General features: G+C 71.2%; 16 protein-coding genes. 9 read left to right on the forward strand and 7 right to left on the reverse strand.

Going from position 1 to position 18,601, the window contains the following annotated elements:
* Positions 1-11 precede the first annotated feature (11 nt).
* Positions 12-1,499 (reverse strand): M1 family metallopeptidase, encoded by a 1,488-nt coding sequence (locus ACIRD7_RS04805; RefSeq protein ID WP_403449733.1) that lies wholly within the window; start codon positions 1,497-1,499, stop codon positions 12-14.
* A 207-nt stretch (positions 1,500-1,706) separates the two neighbouring features.
* On the opposite strand from ACIRD7_RS04805, the gene ACIRD7_RS04810 reads away from it, so the two are divergent.
* From ACIRD7_RS04810 to ACIRD7_RS04830, 5 genes are all read left to right on the forward strand, one after another.
* Positions 1,707-3,665, forward strand: a complete 1,959-nt coding sequence (locus ACIRD7_RS04810; RefSeq protein WP_403449736.1) for a Xaa-Pro dipeptidyl-peptidase — start codon at positions 1,707-1,709, stop codon at positions 3,663-3,665.
* Positions 3,662-4,921, forward strand: coding sequence for a M14 family metallocarboxypeptidase (locus tag ACIRD7_RS04815; protein WP_403449739.1), 1,260 nt, complete (start codon positions 3,662-3,664; stop codon positions 4,919-4,921). Before ACIRD7_RS04810 ends, ACIRD7_RS04815 begins: the two co-directional genes overlap by 4 nt.
* A gap of 88 nt (positions 4,922-5,009) precedes the next feature.
* Positions 5,010-6,710 carry a BCCT family transporter gene (locus ACIRD7_RS04820; RefSeq protein WP_403449742.1) on the forward strand — a complete coding sequence of 567 codons (1,701 nt, stop codon included), beginning with the start codon at positions 5,010-5,012 and terminating at the stop codon, positions 6,708-6,710.
* Positions 6,711-6,818: 108 nt separating this feature from the next.
* Entirely contained in the window at positions 6,819-7,841 is a 1,023-nt protein-coding gene (locus ACIRD7_RS04825; protein WP_403449745.1) for an oxidoreductase, read from the forward strand.
* A 189-nt stretch (positions 7,842-8,030) separates the two neighbouring features.
* On the forward strand, positions 8,031-9,671 hold the full coding sequence (locus tag ACIRD7_RS04830; RefSeq protein WP_403449748.1) for an ABC-F family ATP-binding cassette domain-containing protein: 1,641 nt from the start codon (positions 8,031-8,033) through the stop codon (positions 9,669-9,671).
* On the opposite strand, the gene ACIRD7_RS04835 is transcribed toward ACIRD7_RS04830, so the two are convergent.
* From ACIRD7_RS04835 to ACIRD7_RS04850, 4 genes are all read right to left on the reverse strand, one after another.
* Positions 9,668-10,222 carry a putative glycolipid-binding domain-containing protein gene (locus ACIRD7_RS04835; protein ID WP_403449750.1) on the reverse strand — a complete coding sequence of 185 codons (555 nt, stop codon included), beginning with the start codon at positions 10,220-10,222 and terminating at the stop codon, positions 9,668-9,670. The genes ACIRD7_RS04830 and ACIRD7_RS04835 overlap by 4 nt on opposite strands.
* A gap of 102 nt (positions 10,223-10,324) precedes the next feature.
* Complete coding sequence (locus ACIRD7_RS04840; protein WP_403449753.1) at positions 10,325-12,706, reverse strand: Tex family protein; 2,382 nt, start codon at positions 12,704-12,706, stop codon at positions 10,325-10,327.
* A gap of 103 nt (positions 12,707-12,809) precedes the next feature.
* On the reverse strand, positions 12,810-12,941 hold the full coding sequence (locus ACIRD7_RS04845; protein WP_010042827.1) for an LPFR motif small protein: 132 nt from the start codon (positions 12,939-12,941) through the stop codon (positions 12,810-12,812).
* Between the two features lie 95 nt (positions 12,942-13,036).
* Positions 13,037-13,906, reverse strand: a complete 870-nt coding sequence (locus ACIRD7_RS04850) for a hypothetical protein (RefSeq protein ID WP_403449756.1) — start codon at positions 13,904-13,906, stop codon at positions 13,037-13,039.
* Positions 13,907-14,019: 113 nt separating this feature from the next.
* On the opposite strand from ACIRD7_RS04850, the gene ACIRD7_RS04855 reads away from it, so the two are divergent.
* Both ACIRD7_RS04855 and ACIRD7_RS04860 read left to right on the forward strand, forming a co-directional pair.
* Positions 14,020-14,979 carry a GlxA family transcriptional regulator gene (locus ACIRD7_RS04855; protein ID WP_403449759.1) on the forward strand — a complete coding sequence of 320 codons (960 nt, stop codon included), beginning with the start codon at positions 14,020-14,022 and terminating at the stop codon, positions 14,977-14,979.
* A gap of 28 nt (positions 14,980-15,007) precedes the next feature.
* The gene (locus ACIRD7_RS04860) at positions 15,008-15,643 is read left to right on the forward strand and encodes a DJ-1/PfpI family protein (RefSeq protein ID WP_403449761.1); all 636 of its coding nucleotides are present in this window, start codon (positions 15,008-15,010) and stop codon (positions 15,641-15,643) included.
* On the opposite strand, the gene ACIRD7_RS04865 is transcribed toward ACIRD7_RS04860, so the two are convergent.
* Positions 15,630-16,385 carry an enoyl-CoA hydratase/isomerase family protein gene (locus ACIRD7_RS04865; protein ID WP_403449764.1) on the reverse strand — a complete coding sequence of 252 codons (756 nt, stop codon included), beginning with the start codon at positions 16,383-16,385 and terminating at the stop codon, positions 15,630-15,632. The two genes, ACIRD7_RS04860 and ACIRD7_RS04865, sit on opposite strands and share 14 nt — an antisense overlap.
* Positions 16,386-16,497: 112 nt before the next feature.
* On the opposite strand from ACIRD7_RS04865, the gene ACIRD7_RS04870 reads away from it, so the two are divergent.
* Both ACIRD7_RS04870 and ACIRD7_RS04875 read left to right on the forward strand, forming a co-directional pair.
* The gene (locus ACIRD7_RS04870) at positions 16,498-17,133 is read left to right on the forward strand and encodes an HdeD family acid-resistance protein (RefSeq protein WP_403449767.1); all 636 of its coding nucleotides are present in this window, start codon (positions 16,498-16,500) and stop codon (positions 17,131-17,133) included.
* A gap of 174 nt (positions 17,134-17,307) precedes the next feature.
* Positions 17,308-17,817: an ATP-binding protein gene (locus ACIRD7_RS04875; protein ID WP_403451667.1), complete on the forward strand. Its 510-nt coding sequence runs from the start codon at positions 17,308-17,310 to the stop codon at positions 17,815-17,817.
* Between the two features lie 31 nt (positions 17,818-17,848).
* Here the strand turns inward: ACIRD7_RS04875 and idi are convergent, their stop codons facing one another.
* Entirely contained in the window at positions 17,849-18,442 is a 594-nt protein-coding gene (idi, locus tag ACIRD7_RS04880; RefSeq protein ID WP_403449770.1) for an isopentenyl-diphosphate Delta-isomerase, read from the reverse strand.
* Positions 18,443-18,601: the final 159 nt, after the last annotated feature.

The raw sequence follows: 18,601 nt of genomic DNA on the forward strand, positions 1-18,601 counted from the left end.
GGCTCCGCCGCTCAGTGCTCGTGCACCTCATTCGTCGCGGCGATCTTCTTCCACGACTTCGGCTGCGCCGGCGCCGACTTGGCGATCGACGCACTGCGCGCCGCCGGCGCGCCCGGCTTCGACGGCTGGAACAGCCACGTGTCGAACAGCGACCCGAGCCGCTTGCCGGACACCTCCTCGGCGTACCGCACGAAGTCGGCCACCGTGGCGTTGCCGTAGGCGTACTTCTGCGGCCAGCCCTTCAGAACGGCGAAGAACGCCTCGTCCCCGATCTCGTTCCGCAACGCCTGGAGCGCCAGCGCACCCCGGTCGTACACGGAGATATGGAACTGCTTCTCCGGCCCGGGGTCACCGGGCTTCACCGTCCAGAACGGATCGTCGGCCGAGCGCGAGGCGTACACGTAGTCGGCGATCTCCTGCGCCGTCCCCTCGCCCTCGTGCTCGGACCACAGCCACTGCGCGTACCGCGCGAAGCCCTCGTTGATCCAGATTTCCTTCCAGCCCTTGACGGACACCAGGTCGCCCCACCACTGATGGGCCAGCTCATGCACGACGACCGAGGTGTTCGACCCGTTCGCGAAGTTCGCGGGGCTGTAGAACGGCCGGGTCTGTGTCTCCAGCGCGTACCCGGTCCGCGTGTTCGGCACATACCCGCCGAGCGCGTTGTACGGGTAAGGCCCGAAGTACTCGCTCAGCCAGTCGGCGATCTCCCCGCTCCGCTCGATGCTCGCCCGTGCCGCGTTCGCGTGGTCGCCCAGGTCCTTGCTGTAGGCGTTGATGATCGGAATGCCACTCTCGGACGTCCCCGTGGTGACGTCGAAGCGTCCCGCCGCGAAGGTGGCGAGATATGTCGCCTGCGGCTTGTTGGAGCGCCAGGAGTAGCGGGTCCAGCCGGCCCGTGAACTCGTCCCCTGGAGCGTGCCGTTGGAGATGAACTGCGTACCGTTCGGCACCTGCACCGACACGTCGAACGTCGCCTTGTCCAGCGGGTGGTCGTTGCTCGGATACCACCACCAGGAACCCTCGGGCTCACCCGCGGCGACCCCGCCGTCCGGAGTGCGCAGCCACGCGTTGAAGCCGTACGCCTCCTTCGTCGACGGCACACCGCTGTAGCGCACGACGACCGTGACGGACGTGCCCTTGGCCAGCGGCTTGTTCGGCGTGATCTCCAGCTCGTGCTCGCCGGAGGTCGCGAACGACGCCTTCGCGCCGTTGATCCGGACCTCGCTGACGTCCAGCAGGAAGTCCAGGTTGAAGCGGGACAGGTCCTGCGTGGTCTTCGCCAGCAGCGTCGCCGTCCCCTCCAGCCGGTCCGTGGCGGGCTGGTACCTCAGCCGCAGGTCGTAGTGGGAGACGTCGTAGCCGCCGTTGCCGTAGGCCGGGTAGTAGGGGTCGCCGATGCCCGGAGCGCCGGGGGAGTGACTCGCGGCCGAAGCCGGGATCGCCAGCATCAGGGAGGCGGCTGCGAGTGCGCCCGGCGCCATGATTCTGCGGTGCACGAAAGCTCCAAGTCGTAGGGGCCGAAGTGTGTCCGGAGCCTATTGAGTACCTGGGCCCCCCGCGTGTCCATGACCACCCCTGTCACACGATCGCCATTCGGCCGACATGAGTGAATCCGCCGCAAGGGCGTTTATCGGCCACGCTGGACTTCACAGGCCGTCAGCCGCCCTCTTCTGCACGGGAGTTGACCGATGTACCGTCCGCGCATGCCCAAACGCATGCGCTTCACGATCTGGAGACCGCTCGCGACCGTGGCCGCGGCCGCCCTGGCGGCCACGTTCCTCGCACCCGTGACCGCCCACGCGGCCCCGCGGGAGAGCACACCCGTCCACTCCTACGCCGACGCCATCCGCGAGGCCGTCTGGGTGGACACCGGCCTCGACCTCGACCGCGACGGCAGGCACGACCGGGTGGCCGTCGACATCGTCCGGCCCCGCGAAGCGGCCGAGCAGGGCCGCAAGGTACCCGTCATCATGGACGCGAGCCCGTACTACTCCTGCTGCGGGCGCGGCAACGAGGGCCAGAAGAAGACGTACGACGCCGACGGCGACGTCGTCCAGATGCCGCTGTTCTACGACAACTACTTCGTGCCCCGCGGCTACGCCTTCGTCGGCGTCGACCTCGCCGGCACCAACCGCTCCGACGGCTGTGTGGACGTCGGCGGCCGCTCCGACATCCTCTCCGCGAAGGCCGTCGTCGACTGGCTGAACGGCCGCGCCAAGGCGTACACCACCCGCACCGGCACCACGAAGGCCACCGCGAAGTGGACCAACGGCCGCACCGGCATGATCGGCAAGAGCTGGGACGGCACCATCGCCAACGGGGTCGCCGCGACCGGCGTCGAGGGTCTGAAGACCATCGTGCCGATCAGCGCCATCTCCTCCTGGTACGACTACTACTTCCAGCAGGGCGCCCCGCTCTACGACTCGGGCCCGGACTGGCTCTCCAACTACGTCGACAGCCCCGACGCCCGCGCCAAGTGCGGTGCCGTCCAGCAGGCGCTCGTCGACGGCGCCCCGCGCACCGGCGACTGGACGCCGCTGTGGACCGAGCGCGACTACGTCAAGAACGCGCGCAAGGTGAAGGCGAGCGTCTTCCTGATCCACGGCATGCAGGACCTCAACGTCCGTATGAAGCACGTCGGCCAGTGGTGGGACGCCCTCGCGAAGAACGGCGTCGAGCGCAAGATCTGGCTCTCCCAGACCGGCCATGTCGACCCCTTCGACTTCCGGCGCGCGGACTGGGTGAAGACCCTGCACCGCTGGTTCGACCACGAACTCCTCGGCTACGACAACGGCATCGACCGCGAGCCGATGGCCGACATCGAGCGCCACCCCGGCCAGTGGGTCACCTCCAAGGTCTGGCCGCCGCGCGGCACCGACTCCACCACCCTGCGCCCCGCCCGGGGTACCGAGGCGGGCGTCGGCACCCTCGGACTGCGCAAGGGCAGCGGCACCGAGACCTTCACCGACGACCCGCAGCGCGGCGAGACCGACTGGGCCGCGCACATCGATCAGTCGACCCCGGACAAGGCCGGCTTCGTGACCGGGCCGCTCACCCGCGCCCTGCGTCTGTCCGGCTCCTCCGAGGTCACCGTCACCGCGACCCCCACGACCTCGACGGCACACCTCTCGGCCGTCCTGGTCGACCTCGGTCCCGACACCATCCGCGACTACGCGGCGAGCGGCGAGGGCATCACCACGCTCACCGACCGCACCTGCTGGGGCGCGAGCACGAGCGGTGACAGCGCCTGCTTCAAGGAGACGAAGGCCAAGACCGCCGACGTCGAGGCCACGGTCGTCAGCCGCGGCTGGGCCGACCTCGGCAACCACGCCTCCGACCTCAAGGGCGAACCGCTCACCCCGGGCAAGGCGTACACGATCACCCTCGACCTGGCGGCCACGGACCACGTCGTCCCGGCCGGCCACCGCCTCGCCCTGATCGTCGGCGGCACCGACAAGGACCTCATCGACCCCCCGTCGACCAGGCCGACCCTCACGCTCGACCTGTCCCGCACGAAGGCCGAGGTCCCGCTGGTCGGCGGCGCCCACGCCTTCGCCCGCGCCACCGCCGGCGCGCCGTCCGCCGCGGCGCCGACCGGGCCCCTGGACGGCCTGACGCACACGCCGCGTCCCGCCCACCGCATCCCGGGGGGAGGCCAGTGACCCGTATCCGAACCCTCGCCGTGACCGCGGCGGCCCTCGCCGCGTCCCTCGTGGCCGTACCGGCCCAGGCCGCCGACACCCCGCCCCGCACCGGCTTCGAGCAGTCGAACGGCGCCCGCTGGACCAGCCAGCCAGAGGAACAGGACCTCCTCGCCGCCGTCGACAGGGCGAGCGACCGGGTCTCCGTCGCCCGGATCGGGACCACGAAATCGGGCCGCCCGCTCCAACTCGTCCGCATCGGCAGCCGCCCCACCCCGAACAAGGTGCTGCTCGTGTGCAGCCAGCACGGCGACGAACCTTCCGGCCGCGAGGCCTGCCTGTCCACCGTCCGTGACCTGGCCTACGCCAAGGACCGCCGTACCCTGCGCTTCCTGGAGCGCACGACCCTTTTGGTCGTGCCCACCGCCAACCCCGACGGCCGGGCCGCGAACACCCGCGGCAACAGCGACGGCGTGGACATCAACCGCGACCACATCGCACTGGCGACCGCCGAGGGCCGTGCCCTGGCCGCGGTCGTCCGCGACCAGCGCCCCGACGTCATCTACGACCTGCACGAGTACGGTGCCACACCCCCGTACTACGACAAGGACCTGTTCGACCTGTGGCCGCGCAACCTCAACACGGACGCGCACGTCCACGACGAGGCCGAGGCCCTGTCCAAGGCGTACGTACGGCCCGCCGCGACGGACGCCGGCTATTCGACCGGCACGTACGGCATCTGGACCGACCCCGAGACCGGGGAGCCGATCCGGCAGGTCGCCGGTGACGGGCAGGAGCGCATCCTGCGGAACATGTCCGGCGTCAAGCACTCGGTGGGCCTGCTCATCGAGAGCCGTGTCGACCCCCTCACGGACGCCGAGAAGGCGGACGGAGCCCTCAACAACCGGCGCCGCGTGCACTCCCAACTCGCAGCGCTCAAGGGCCTGTTCGACTTCACCGACGACCGCCGCGCCCGGATCGAGGCGGTGACCGGACTGGCCCGTCTCAAGGGCTACGCCGACACCGGCCCGGTCTACCTCGGCGGCGCCGACAACGACCCGCCCGAACCGGCCGAGGTGATCCAGGACCCGCCCTGCGGCTACCGGCTCACCCCCGAGCAGTACGCCCAGGTCAAGGACGAACTGGCCCTGCACGGAGTACGGACCCACGGCACGTACGTCCCGCTCGGCCAGTCGCTGCGCGATCTCGTCCCGCTCCTTCTCGACGAGCGCGCCCCGTATCACCTCACGGTAGGTGAGCCCGACATCGACTGCTGAAGGGGCTGTGATCGGCGGGATCTGTGGTAGGTCCTGGGAAACGATGTGGAGCCGGCGTATCCACCGTTTCCTGGGGAAGGTGCCGCTGATGACCGATGATCTGATGAAGAGGGGCGGCCGGGAAGGTCCGCGGGACCCTTCCGGCCGCCACACGGACCAAGTGGTGTTCGGCGTCACCGCCGTCATCACCTTGGCTTTCGTGATCTGGGGCTGGGCGGCCACGGACTCGCTGGAGAGCGTCTCCACGAAGATGCTCAACGGCCTGATCCACAACGGCGGCTGGGCCTTCATGCTGGCCGCCTCGGGCTTCGTGGTGTTCGCCCTGTGGCTCGCGATCAGCCGCTACGGCCGTATCCACCTCGGCGCCGAGGGCGAGGAACCCGAGTTCCGCACGGTGTCGTGGGTCGCGATGATGTTCAGCGCCGGCATGGGCATCGGCCTGATGTTCTACGGCGTCAGCGAGCCGCTCGCGCACTACACCACCCCGCCGCCGGGCACGGACCCCGCCGACTCCGCCGAACGCATGGAGACGGCGATGGCCACCACGCTCTTCCACTGGACGCTGCACCCGTGGGCGATCTACGCGGTGGTGGGACTCGGCATCGCCTACAGCACCTTCCGCAAGCGCCGGCGCCAGACCATCAGCGCGGTCTTCACACCGCTGATCGGGGAGAAGCACGCCAACGGCGCCGGCGGACGGGTGATCGACATCCTCGCGATCATCGCCACGGTCTTCGGTTCCGCGGCCTCCCTCGGCCTCGGCGCGCTGCAGATCGGCTCGGGCTTCGAGGAGCTGGGCTGGATGGACGACGTGAGCACCGGTCTGCTCGTCGCCATCATCGCCGTACTGACCCTGGCCTTCGTCGCCTCGGCCATCTCCGGTATCGAGCGGGGCATCCAATGGCTGTCCAACACCAACATGGTGCTCGCCCTGATCCTCGCGCTCTTCGTGTTCGTCGCGGGCCCCACGATCATCGTCCTCGACCTGCTGCCCACGTCGATCTTCGCCTACCTCGGCGACCTGCCCCAGCTCGCCGGCCGTACCGAGGCCAGCAGCGGCCAGGGCGTCGCGGACTGGCTCGGCAGCTGGACCGTCTTCTACTGGGCCTGGTGGATCTCCTGGACGCCCTTCGTCGGCATGTTCATCGCCCGCATCAGCCGCGGCCGTACGATCCGGCAGTTCGTCGGCGGCGTCATCCTGGTGCCCAGCACCGTCAGCCTCGTGTGGTTCGCGATCTTCGGCGGTACGGCGATGAAGGTGAAGGAGGGCGGCGGGCTCGGTGGCGAGGAGACCCCCGAGGGTCAACTCTTCGGCCTGCTCCAGGAGTTCCCCATCGCCACCGCGACCAGCCTGCTCGTGATGATCCTGGTCGGCATCTTCTTCGTCTCCGGAGCCGACGCCGCCTCCATCGTGATGGGCACGCTGTCCCAGAAGGGCGCCCTGGAACCGGGCCGGTTCGTCGTCGTGTTCTGGGGTGTGGTCACCGGAGCCGTCGCCGCCATCATGCTGCTCGTCGGCAGCGGCCAGGGCGACGCGCTGACCGGCCTGCAGAACCTGACGATCCTGGCGGCGGCGCCGTTCGTCCTGGTGATGGTCGGCATGTGCGTGGCCCTCATGCGCGATCTGCGCCGGGACCCGATCATCGTGCGCACCGAGATGGGCTCCGAGGCCGTCGAACTCGCCGTGATCGCGGGCCACAAGAAGTACGACGGAGATTTCGAGATCAAGGTCGGGCCGGGTCCCGGAACCGAGGCGGAGGGGGACCCACTGGGACACGAACACGGCTGAGCACGTACGGACGTCCGGGGTCCGTCCCTCTGTTCCCCTCCCGAGCGGGACGTAGCGGAATATGTCATGCCGCGCTCATATCGGTCCCGCTCTGGGGATACTCACAGCATGTCTGCCGAGTACGCGACCTTCGGCCTGGCACCGGCGATGCGTGCCGGTGGCGTCCTCTCCAACGGTGACTACCAGGTGCACCGGGACTTCGTGGACTTCATCGTCGACGGACGCCCGCTGCTGTTCCAGCTGTCCGACCTCGACGCCGTCTCCCCGCTCGCCTCCGACGTACCGCCCGCCATCTTCACCGCACAGGTCCGCAGCCTCCTTCTGGAGGCGGAGGCCCCGCTTCCGGGCGGGCGGTACGTCATTTACGGCTGCCCCGAGTGCGCCGATCTCGCCTGCGGCGCCGTCACCGCGGTCATCGACAAGGAGGGTGACGACTTCATCTGGCGGGACTTCGCCTGGCAGACCGACGAACACGCCGACCTGGACCTCAACGGCTACCACGGCATCGGGCCCTTCCGCTTCCGGGCCGCCGAGTACCGTGCGGCGCTGGGCTCCCTGCTCGACCAGCACACCGAGCCACCACGGCGCCGGGTCCTCCTCATCGGCGCCCGCGTCGCCCTGCTCGCCAAGCTCGCCGCCGCGCTGCGCACCATCGGCATCGGCGCCGAGATCACCGACCACGTCAGCGGTGTCCCCGCCGAGGAACTGGGCACCTACGGGGCCGTCGCCTTCGGCCGCGCGGTCGGCGCGGACCAGCGCGCCGCCGTACGCCGTGCCTTCCACGACGCCGGAGTCGACGTGACGTACGTCGACGGCCTCGCGCCGATCGTGCCCCTGCTGGTGGCCCAGATCGAACACGCCCTGGACCGCAGCCCGGTCGAGCGGCGCCGGCTGACCCGGCTGGTCGCCGCCGACGGCGAGGCGGGCGTCGAGGTCACCTCGCCCTGCCGCGTGCAGCTGACGGCGTACCGCCTCGACCGCCTGTACCGCACCCACACCCACGAGGTCTTCGACGGCATCCTGGAGGCGGGGCGGCATCGCATCGCACTGGACGCGAAGGCGGTGAAGGGGGAGTCGTTCGTGGTGGCCAGGACTTCGGGGAGCGTGCTGGTGGAGGCGATGGCACGGTAGCGCTCCGCTGGGGGTGGCGCGATTCGCCTCGGGGGTGCCGCGATATGCCGTCGCGCGGCTGCGGGGCCGCTGTGGCTGGTCGTCGCGCAGTTCCCCGCGCCCCTTTGCGGGGCGCCGAGCCCCCGGCGACCTTGCGCACCGGAAATCCCAGGCGTGTTTCGTGCGCCCCGGCCACTAGGATCGCTCCCTGTGACTGCCACTCTCGTCGTCAAGAACCTCGCCGCCGGCCACGGTGACCGCTCCCTGTTCAGCGGGCTCGACCTCGTCGTGGCCCCCGGAGACGTGATCGGCCTGGTCGGGGCCAACGGCGCGGGCAAGTCCACGCTGCTGCGCCTGCTCGCCGGGCTGATCGCGCCGGAGGAGGGCGAGCTGCGGCTGTCGCCGCCGACGGCGACCGTCGGTCACCTCCCGCAGGAGCCGGAGCGGCGCCCCGGCGAGACGGTACGGCAGTTCCTGGCCCGCCGCACCGGCGTGGCCGACGCCCAGCGGGCCATGGACGAGGCGACGCAGGCCCTCGTCGACGGCGCCCCGGGCGCGGACGACGCGTACGCCACGAGCCTGGACCGCTGGCTCAACCTGGGCGGCGCCGACCTCGACGAGCGGGCGGACGAGGTCGCCGACTCGCTCGGTCTCGCCGTGGACCTGGACCAGCCGATGACGTCCCTGTCCGGCGGCCAGGCGGCCCGCGCCGGCCTCGCCTCGCTGCTGCTGTCGCGCTATGACGTGTTCCTGCTCGACGAGCCGACCAACGACCTCGACCTCGACGGCCTGGAGCGCCTGGAGCGCTTCGTCGGCGGCCTGCGCGCCGGCACGGTCGTCGTCAGCCACGACCGCGAGTTCCTCACCCGCACGGTCACCAAGGTCCTCGAACTCGATCTCGCCCAGCGGCAGATCAACCTCTACGGCGGCGGCTACGAGGCGTACCTCGAAGAGCGTGACGTGGCCCGCCGGCACGCCCGCGACGACTTCGAGGAGTACGCCGACAAGAAGGCCGCCCTCCAGGACCGGGCCCAGATGCAGCGCTCCTGGATGGACAAGGGCGTCAAGAACGCCCGGCGCAAGGCGAGCAACGACAACGACAAGATCGGCCGCAAGTTCCGCAGCGAGGCCAGCGAGAAGCAGGCCGCGAAGGCCCGCCAGACACAGCGCATGATCGAGCGTCTGGAGGTCGTCGAGGAGCCGCGCAAGGAGTGGGAACTGCGCATGGAGATCGCCTCCGCGCCCCGCTCCGGCGCGATGGTCGCGACCCTGCGGGAGGCGGAGGTCCGGCGCGGTGACTTCACCCTCGGCCCGGTGTCCCTGCAGATCGACTGGGCCGACCGCGTGGCCGTCACCGGCGCCAACGGCGCGGGCAAGTCGACCCTGCTGGCCGCCCTGCTCGGCCGCCTCCCGCTGACCGCGGGCACGGCCACGCTCGGCTCCGGCATCCTGATCGGCGAGGTGGATCAGGCCCGCAAGCTGTTCCACGGCGAGGAATCCCTGCTGGACGCCTTCTGCGCGGCCGTCCCGGACACCGAACCCGTCGAAGTGCGCACCCTGCTGGCCAAGTTCGGCCTGAAGTCGGACCACGTCCTGCGCTCCGCCGCCACCCTCTCCCCGGGCGAACGCACCCGCGCCGCCCTCGCCCTCCTCCAGGGCAGGGGAGTCAACCTGCTGGTCCTGGACGAGCCCACCAACCACCTCGACCTGCCGGCCATCGAGCAACTGGAGTCGGCCCTGGACGCCTACGAGGGCACGCTCCTCCTGGTCACTCACGACCGGCGCATGCTCGACGCGGTCCACGTCACCCGCCGCCTGGAGGTCGCCGACGGCAAGGTGACCGAGCGCTAGGGCGCGTTCCGGGTGGCCAGCCCCGGGTAGTCGACGACGAAGCCGTCGTCGTCGAACACGAGGTCCCTGCGGAAGTCGCCGGAGACGAAGCGGACCAGCCCCGGACCGAGATGCGTGTACGTCTGCCGTGAGGCGACGACGGTCAGGTCCGGTACCGACACCCACGCCATCTGGAACTCCCGTTCCCCGGGCGCCCGATGGAGCCCGTGCCGCAGCACCGGCATCGTGTTGGTGAGCGGGCACAGGCCGAGGTCACAGTCGAGGGCGCCGTCGACCTCGGGCAGCCGCTCACCGTTCGCCGTCCACCGGCCCGTCCCGTCGTGCCGCAGGTCGAGCGTGCGCACCCCGTCCGCGGACTCCGCGGTGACCCGCAGCCGCCGCGTCACGAAGGCATCGGACGTGTCGAGTTCGTACGAGATCCAGTACGGCCACGGATCCATACCGACGGCTCTGCCTCGCCCGCGCAGGGCGTCACCGTCGAGCTCGGCCCAGGCGGTCTCGAACCCTCCACTGCCGAGCACTTCCCAGGTGATGACGTGCGAAGCGGGCATAGCGGTCACTCCAGGTGAGGGAGGGTGCTGAGCGCCTCATCCGGGCCGCGGGGAACTGCGGGACCCGCCTCAACAGGCCCGCAGTCCCCCACGGCGCAGCCGTCAGCGCCTGCCGTTCTTCGGATCGAGCAGCCCGGCCTTGCGCAGTGCGTCGGCCATCGCGCTGTTGGCCGGAGGCGGTGCCTGGCGCGAACCGCCGCCCTGACCGCCACGGCCGCCGCCCTGGCGCTGGCGCTGCTGCGGCGGCCGTCCGCCGCGCTGCCGGCGCTCGCCGCCGCCCCCGCCCTGCTGGCCCTGCGCGGCGGCCTCGTCGTCCAGCCGCAGTGTCAGGGAGATGCGCTTGCGCGGGATGTCCACGTCGAGGACCTTCACCTTGACGATGTCACCGGGCTTCACGACGTCGCGCGGGTCCTTGACGAACGTCTTGGACATCGCGGAGACGTGCACCAGTCCGTCCTGGTGGACACCGATGTCCACGAACGCGCCGAACGCCGCCACGTTCGTCACCACGCCCTCCAGCACCATCCCCGACGCCAGGTCGGAGATCTTCTCGACGCCCTCCTTGAAGGTGGCCGTCTTGAAGGCGGGACGCGGGTCGCGGCCGGGCTTCTCCAGTTCCTTGAGGATGTCCGTGACGGTCGGCAGACCGAACGTCTCGTCCACGAACTCGGCCGGCTTGAGCGAGCGCAGCACGCCCGTGTTGCCGATGAGCGCGGCCACCTCCTGGCCCGACGTCTTCACCATCCGGCGTACGACCGGGTAGGCCTCGGGGTGCACGCTGGAGGCGTCCAGCGGGTCGTCGCCGCCGCGGATGCGCAGGAAGCCCGCGCACTGCTCGTAGGCCTTGGGGCCGAGCCGGGCCACGTTCTTCAGCTGCGAGCGGGACGTGAACGGGCCGTTGGCGTCCCGGTGGGACACGATGTTCTCGGCGAGCCCGGAGGTGATGCCGGAGACGCGCGAGAGCAGCGGCGCGGAAGCGGTGTTGACGTCCACGCCCACGCCGTTCACACAGTCCTCGACCACCGCGTCCAGCGAGCGCGACAGCTTCACCTCGGACAGGTCGTGCTGGTACTGGCCGACACCGATCGACTTCGGGTCGATCTTCACCAGCTCGGCCAGCGGGTCCTGCAGACGGCGGGCGATCGACACCGCGCCGCGCAGCGACACGTCCATGTCCGGCAGCTCCTGCGAGGCGAACGCGGAGGCCGAGTACACGGAGGCGCCGGCCTCGGAGACCATCACCTTGGTGAGCTTCAGCTCGGGGTGCTTGGTGATGAGCTCACCGGCGAGCTTGTCGGTCTCGCGGGACGCCGTGCCGTTGCCGATCGCGATCAGGTCGACCGCGTGTTCCTTGGCGAGGCGGGCCAGCTTGGCGATCGCCTCGTCCCACTTGTTCGCCGGGACGTGCGGGTAGATGACGTCCGTCGCGACGACCTTGCCGGTCGCGTCGACCACGGCGACCTTCACACCGGTACGGAAACCGGGGTCCAGGCCGAGCGTCGTGCGCGTGCCGGCCGGGGCGGCCAGGAGGAGGTCGCGCAGGTTGGCCGCGAACACGCCCACCGCCTCGTCCTCGGCGGCGGTGCGCAGGCGCAGCCGCAGATCGATGCCGAGGTGGACGAGAATGCGGGTGCGCCAGGCCCAGCGGACCGTGTCCGTCAGCCACTTGTCGGCGGGGCGGCCGCGGTCGGCGATCTGGAACTTGTGGGCGACGATGCCCTCGTACGAGGACGGGCCGTCCGTCGGCTCCTCCGGCTCCAGGACGAGGTCGAGGACCTCCTCCTTCTCGCCGCGCAGCATCGCCAGGATCCGGTGCGAGGGGAGCTCGGTGAACGGCTCCGCGAAGTCGAAGTAGTCGGCGAACTTCGCACCCGCCTCCTCCTTGCCCTCGCGCACCTTGGCGGCCAGCCGTCCGCGCACCCACATGCGCTCGCGCAGCTCGCCGATCAGGTCGGCGTCCTCGGAGAACCGCTCGGTGAGGATCGCGCGGGCGCCCTCCAGGGCGGCCTGCGGATCGGCGACGCCCTTGTCGGCGTCGACGAACGCGGCGGCGGCGGCGACCGGATCGACGCCCGGGTCCCCGAGCAGTCCCTCGGCGAGCGGCTCGAGGCCCGCCTCGCGCGCGATCTGCGCCTTGGTGCGGCGCTTGGGCTTGTACGGCAGATAGATGTCCTCGAGCCGCGCCTTGGTCTCGGCACCGCGGATCTGGGCCTCGAGCTCCTCGGTCAGCTTGCCCTGCTCGCGCACCGAGTCGAGGATCGCCGTCCGCCGCTCCTCCAGCTCGCGCAGATAGCGCAGCCGCTCCTCGATCGTGCGCAGCTGCGCGTCGTCGAGCATCTCGGTCGCTTCCTTGCGGTACCGGGCGATGAAGGGCACCGTCGAACCGCCGTCGAGCAGCTCCACGGCAGCCTTCACCTGCCGCTCCCGTACGCCGAGCTCCGCGGCGATCCTGCCTTCGATGGACCCTACGAGGGGTGTCGTCACGATCCCGTCCCGCCTTCTCACTGAGGTTGCGCGGCAATTGTGGCAGGTGACACCGACAACCGGGGATCAGGGCGGCACCCCGGCCCGTCGCGGCGGGACGGATTCAGACCCGGCGGCTGCGTGTGCTGCTCGACGCGCCGCCGAAGAGCCGGGCGAGCGCCCGGAACGGAAGCGTCACGACAGTGGCGATCGCGCCACCGATCTGGCGCAGAACATCTGCGATTGCACGGAACACGTGGTTCACCCTTTCCTCTTCCGGCCACGGTGGCCGACTGGGGTCCGGGTACCGCGGCGGGCGCACGCCATGCATGGCGTGCCCGTGCGGTGATCTCAGGCCTTGCCGGTCAGATCTGCCGGGAACGCGCCGGCGGCGACCGCCGTCCGCGCGAATTCCTTCCCGAGCTCCGTCAGCCGGGCGACACCGTCCGCCCCGAGGTGCTCGTACGGCGCCCGGTCCAGCCGGTCCGTCTCGGCCTCGATCCCGTCGCGCAGGGCGACGCCCTCCGCCGTGAGCTCGCCCGCGTCGTCCAGGAGGCCTCGCCCGCGCAGCCGTTCGCAGGCCGCGTCCCAGTCCTCCTGGGTCCAGCCGCGCGTGGAGAACACCCACTTCGGCGTCATGCCCTTGCCGGTCGCCGTGTGGGTCACCACGGCCTCCAGGCCGTCCAGCCCCGAGGCCGTCAGCACGGCCAGATGACCGTCACCGCGGTGCTCGCGCAGCAGGGTCGTGGCGTGGAAGTACGCCAGGTGCGGCTCCTCGGGGACCGGCAGGTCGGCGTGTGCCGAGTACAGCGGCCGGGCGCCGCGCGCACACGCCTCGGCCGCCCGCAGCGCCAGCCGCGCGGCCTCCGCCATCTCCGGGGACGTCACCGCCTCCTCGCCGAGCAGCCGCCGCAGCGCCGCGTCGACCGCACGCGCGCGTGCCGCCAGCACGTCCGCCGGCGAGGCGATCGCCCAGACCGCTGGGACGTGCCGGGCGACCAGCTCGTGCTTGTAGTTGTAGAACGTCGCCGTCACCGCGCCCGCACCGACCGGACCCAGCGCGGCGGCCCGCACCGCGAAGTTGACCGCCCTGGGGTGCGTGATGCCGACGGCGGCGAGTTCCCTGCCCAGCTCGGGAGCGAAGTAGGACGTCGAGTGCAGGGTGTTGAGCATGTTGTGACAGCGGCGACCGGCACGGGGCTCGAGGGCGGCAGTAGTCATGCCGGGCAGGTTACCAACCGCTTGGTACGTCGCCAGGGGGCCGGACGGGCCATGGCAGGAAAGGTGGGGAGCTCGTCATTGCGGCCATCCCGGCGGCCGCGAAGAATCGGGGCATGGCGCAGCGAACCGTTCTCTTCGTCCTCTTCGACGCGGTGCAGAGCCTCGATGTCACCGGGCCGCTGGAGGTCTTCGCCGGGGCCGAGCAGCACACTCCGGGCACGTACCGCATCCGCACGGCCTCCCTGGACGGCGCCGCCGTACGCACCTCCGGCGGCCTGACCCTCGTACCGGACGAGGCCCTCGGCGACCGGCTCGCCGCGCACACCCTCGTCGTCCCGGGCGGTCAGGGCACCCGCAGCCCGGACTCCGGCCTCGTCGACTGGCTGCGTGCGCACGGCCCGAGCGCCGAGCGCCTGGTCTCCGTCTGCACCGGCGCGGTCCTGCTCGCCGCCGCGGGCCTGCTGGACGGCCGCCGCGCCACGACCCACTGGGCGTACTGCGACAAGCTCGCCCGCGACCACCCGGGCGTCGAGGTGGACCCGGACCCCATCTATGTGCGCGACGGACATGTCGCCACCTCGGCCGGTGTGACCTCGGGCATCGACCTCGCCCTCGCCCTGGTGGAGGAGGACCTGGGACGGGACGTGGCCCTCGCCATCGCGCGCCACCTCGTCGTCTTCCTGCGCCGGCCGGGGAACCAGGCCCAGTTCAGCGCCCAGCTCGCCGCCCAGACCGCCCAGCGCGCCCCCCTCAGAGACGTCCAGCGCTGGATCACCGAACACCCCGAGGCCGACCTGAGCGTGGAGGCGCTCGCCACCCGCGCGAGCCTGTCCCCGCGCCACTTCGCCCGCGCCTTCCAGAGCGAGACCGGCATGACTCCCGGCCGCTACGTGGACCGGATCCGCCTCGAACACGCCCGCCGCCTCCTGGAGGACACCACCGACGGCGTCGAGGAGATCTCCCGGGCCAGCGGCTACGGCACCCCGGAGGCCATGCGCCGGGCCTTCGTCAAGGCGCTCGGCGCTGCCCCGGCCGAGTACCGCCGCCGGTTCCGCCCCGCCACGGCCCGCTGACCCGTCAACCGACCCGAAAGGGAAACCCATGCAGATCGCGATGGTCCTCTACGACCGCTTCACCGCCCTCGACGTCATCGGGCCCTACGAGGCACTGAGCCGCCTCCCGGACGCACACGTCGACTTCGTCGCCGAGACGGCGGGCCCCGTGCGCGCCGACACCGGTTTCGTGGCCATCACGGCCGACAAGGCCCTGGCCGACGTACCGCACCCCGACGTCGTCGTGGTGCCGGGCGGGCCCGGAACCTTCGCGCAGATCGAGAACGAGGTGTTCCTGGACTGGCTCAGGGCCGCCGACAGCACGAGCACCTGGACGACCTCCGTGTGCTCCGGCTCGCTGCTCCTCGCCGCCGCGGGCCTCCTGGACGGCCGCCGGGCCACGTCCCACTGGCTCACCCTGGACTTCCTGCCGCAGTACGGCGCCGAGCCCACCGGCGAGCGGGTCGTCCCGGACGGCAAGTACATCACCGCGGCCGGCGTCTCCTCCGGCATCGACATGGGCCTCACCCTGGTGGGCAGGATCGCCGGCGACGAACACGCGCAGGCCGTGCAACTGCTGACCGAGTACGACCCGCAGCCGCCCTACGACGCGGGCTCCCCGCAGAAGGCGCCCGCGCACCTCGTGGAGGAGTTCCGGACCAACAGCCGCTTCAGTCTGACGTAGGCACGTTCCAGCCGAAGCGCGGCTGCCTGCGCTCCAGGAACGCGGCGACGCCCTCGGCGGTGTCGCCGCTCGCGCGCGCCTGCTGCGCCCAGTGGTCGTCGCGGTCGGTGCGCCCGTTCGCGAACTCCTTCGCGGCGGCCTGCGTCAGCTGAGAGCGGGCCGCCAGGATCCGGGTGAACTCCGCGACCCGCTTGCCGAGCTCGCCCTCGGGCAGCACCTCGTCCACCAGGCCCGTCCGCAGCGCCCGCCCGGCGTCGATCAACTCGCCCGAGAACAGCAGGTACTTGGCGGTGGCCGGCCCCACCAGCGACGTCAGCCGCCGGGTCGAGGACGCCGGATACACGATCCCGAGCTTCGCCGGAGTCACCCCGAACAGCGACCCCTCCTCGGCGAACCGCAGATCGCACGCCGCCGCCAGCTGCGACCCGCCGCCCACACAGTGCCCCCGGACCGCCGCCAGCGTCGGCTTCGGGAAGCCGGCCAGCGCCTCCTCGGCGGCCACGGCCAGCGACTGCGCCTCCTTCGGCGACCCCTGGAGCGTGGAGATGTCGGCGCCGGCACAGAACGTCCCGCCCTCGCCGGTCAGCACCAGCACCCGTACGGCCGGGTCGGCGGCCAGCGTCCCGAGCAGCGGCGGCAGCGCGCGCCACATCGAGGCCGTCATCGCGTTGCGCTTGGCCGGATGGTGGATGACGACGGTGGCGACCGAGTCGGCGACGCGGTGCAGCAGCTGGGGCTCCATGCGGCGGATGCTATCCGCTGGGCCGAACGGCCGATCAGCGAGGGCCGCGCGGCCGACGGCGGCACAGGGTTCGAAGTGGGTACACGAAAGAAGGCCGATCCGGGAGGCGCAGATGGCGAAGTCCACCAGACCCACGGGCGAGGCGGCCAAACTCCGGCGGGGCTTCAGCCTGCTCGGCGCCCTCGGTGTGCTGCTGGTCGTCGGCGGACTGATCGGGCTGCTCTACACCGCGTTCGCCACGCTGACCACGATGCTGCTGTTCGGCTGGCTCCTGCTGATCGGCGGCGTCATCGGCCTCGGGCACGCGGTTCAGGCGCGCGGCACCAACTTCTTCTGGCTCGGCGTGGTCGTCGCCGCCCTCAACATCGCGGCCGGCGTGGTAGTGATCCGCAGGCCCGAGGCGACGGCCGAGGCGCTGGCCATGTTCGGGGCCCTGCTGTTCCTCACCGGCGGGCTGTTCCGGCTCGTCGGCAGCCTGGTCGTGCGCGGCCCGCAGATGGGCTGGACCCTGCTGCAGGGCGCCTTCGACCTGTTCCTCGGCATCCTGGTGCTGAGCAGCTGGCCCAGCAGCAGATACGTCATGGGCACGCTCTTCTCGTTGGCCCTGCTCTTCGACGGGCTCGGCCTGGTCGCCACCGGCTTCGGCGGCCGGCGGATCGTCGGCATGGTCTCCGAGCGCGTCGCCGGCGAAGCGGGCACAGGGCACGGATCGGGCAAGGACGCCACCAAACCCGTACAACCCGAATAGTTCGCCAAGTCGGCACGAGCGGCACAGGAGCGGTCCCACAACTGACCGTGTCATACGCCAACGGTCAGAAACGCTCGATACCTGCTGACTTCTGTTCAGTTCTCCGGCCCGGACCTGCGCGTTACCAACACTCGACATGTGGTGACAATCGAGCGCGAGGGTGGCGACCGGACGATGGAGAACCACGGGCGCGGGTCCGGCCCACGCCCAGCAGGCGGCGCGGAGGAGCCCGTCGGTCCCCGGCCGCCGAATCCACTGCCCTACGAGGGCGTCTGGCGGTTCACCGCCCCCGCCGTGGACGCCTCGGTCCCGCAGGCCCGGCACGCCGTACGGGACCTGCTGTACCGCCAGGGCGTGCCGGTCTCCGACGACCTGGTCCAGGGCGTGCTGCTGATCGTGTCGGAGCTGGTGACCAACGCCGTCCGGCACGCGGCGCTGCTGTCGCCGATGCTCGCCGTGGAGGTGGCCGTCGGCGCCGAGTGGCTGCGGGTGTCCGTGGAGGACAACCACCCCTACCGTCCCACCGCCCTGGAGGCCGACCACGGCCAGACCGGCGGCCGCGGGCTGCTCCTGGTGCGGGAGGTCGCCCGGGAGGCGGGGGGCGTGTGCGACGTCGAGCACACGGCGAGCGGCGGCAAGGTGATCTGGGCCGCCGTGCCGCTCAAACCCGTGCACGTGCCGTAGGGCTCGTCCGGCGGGCCGGGCCCCCGGCCCGTCACCAGCCGGCCGAGGGGCCCGTCAGCTCCTTCACCGCGGGACGGGCGGCGTCCAGCACGGTCATGAACCAGGACGAGAAGGTGTCCTTCGCGTGCCGCTCGGCCAGCTCGGCCGGGGTCACGAAGGCCGTCTCACCGACCTCCTCCGGGTCCGGCCGCAGCGGGGACTGCACCATGCCGACGAAGAGGTGGTTGTACTCCTGCTCCACCAGGCCCGAGTCCGGGTCCGGGTGGTTGTAGCGGACCGTGCCCGCCTCGGCGAGCAGCGACGGGGAGACACCGAGCTCCTCGTACGTACGCCGGGCCGCGGCCGCGAAGGGCGCCTCGCCGGGGTAGGGGTGACCGCAGCAGGTGTTGGACCAGACACCGGGGGAGTGGTACTTGCCGAGGGCCCGCTGCTGGAGCAGCAGCCGGCCGTGCTCGTCGAAGAGGAACACGGAGAAGGCGCGGTGCAGCTGCCCCGGCGGCTGATGGGCCGCGAGCTTCTCAGCGGTGCCGATCGTCACACCGTTCTCGTCGACGAGTTCCAGCAAAATCGCGTCAGCGGCGCCGTTCGACGGACTGTGCGTCGTGGTGGCAGGTGTGGTCGGCATACCCATCCTTCACATCGGTGTTGCGCCCCAAGTGTGCCGTACGAAACCGACACTCCCGGCAAGTGATCGTGCCCGGCGCGGCGGGCACGGAACCGTCGGTGGGAGGGCTGTGAGCATGAGGACGCCACGGACCACCGGATCGCTGCATTCCGCCCGTAC

Source organism: Streptomyces sp. NPDC093568 (assembly GCF_044764945.1).
GTDB lineage: Bacteria > Actinomycetota > Actinomycetes > Streptomycetales > Streptomycetaceae > Streptomyces.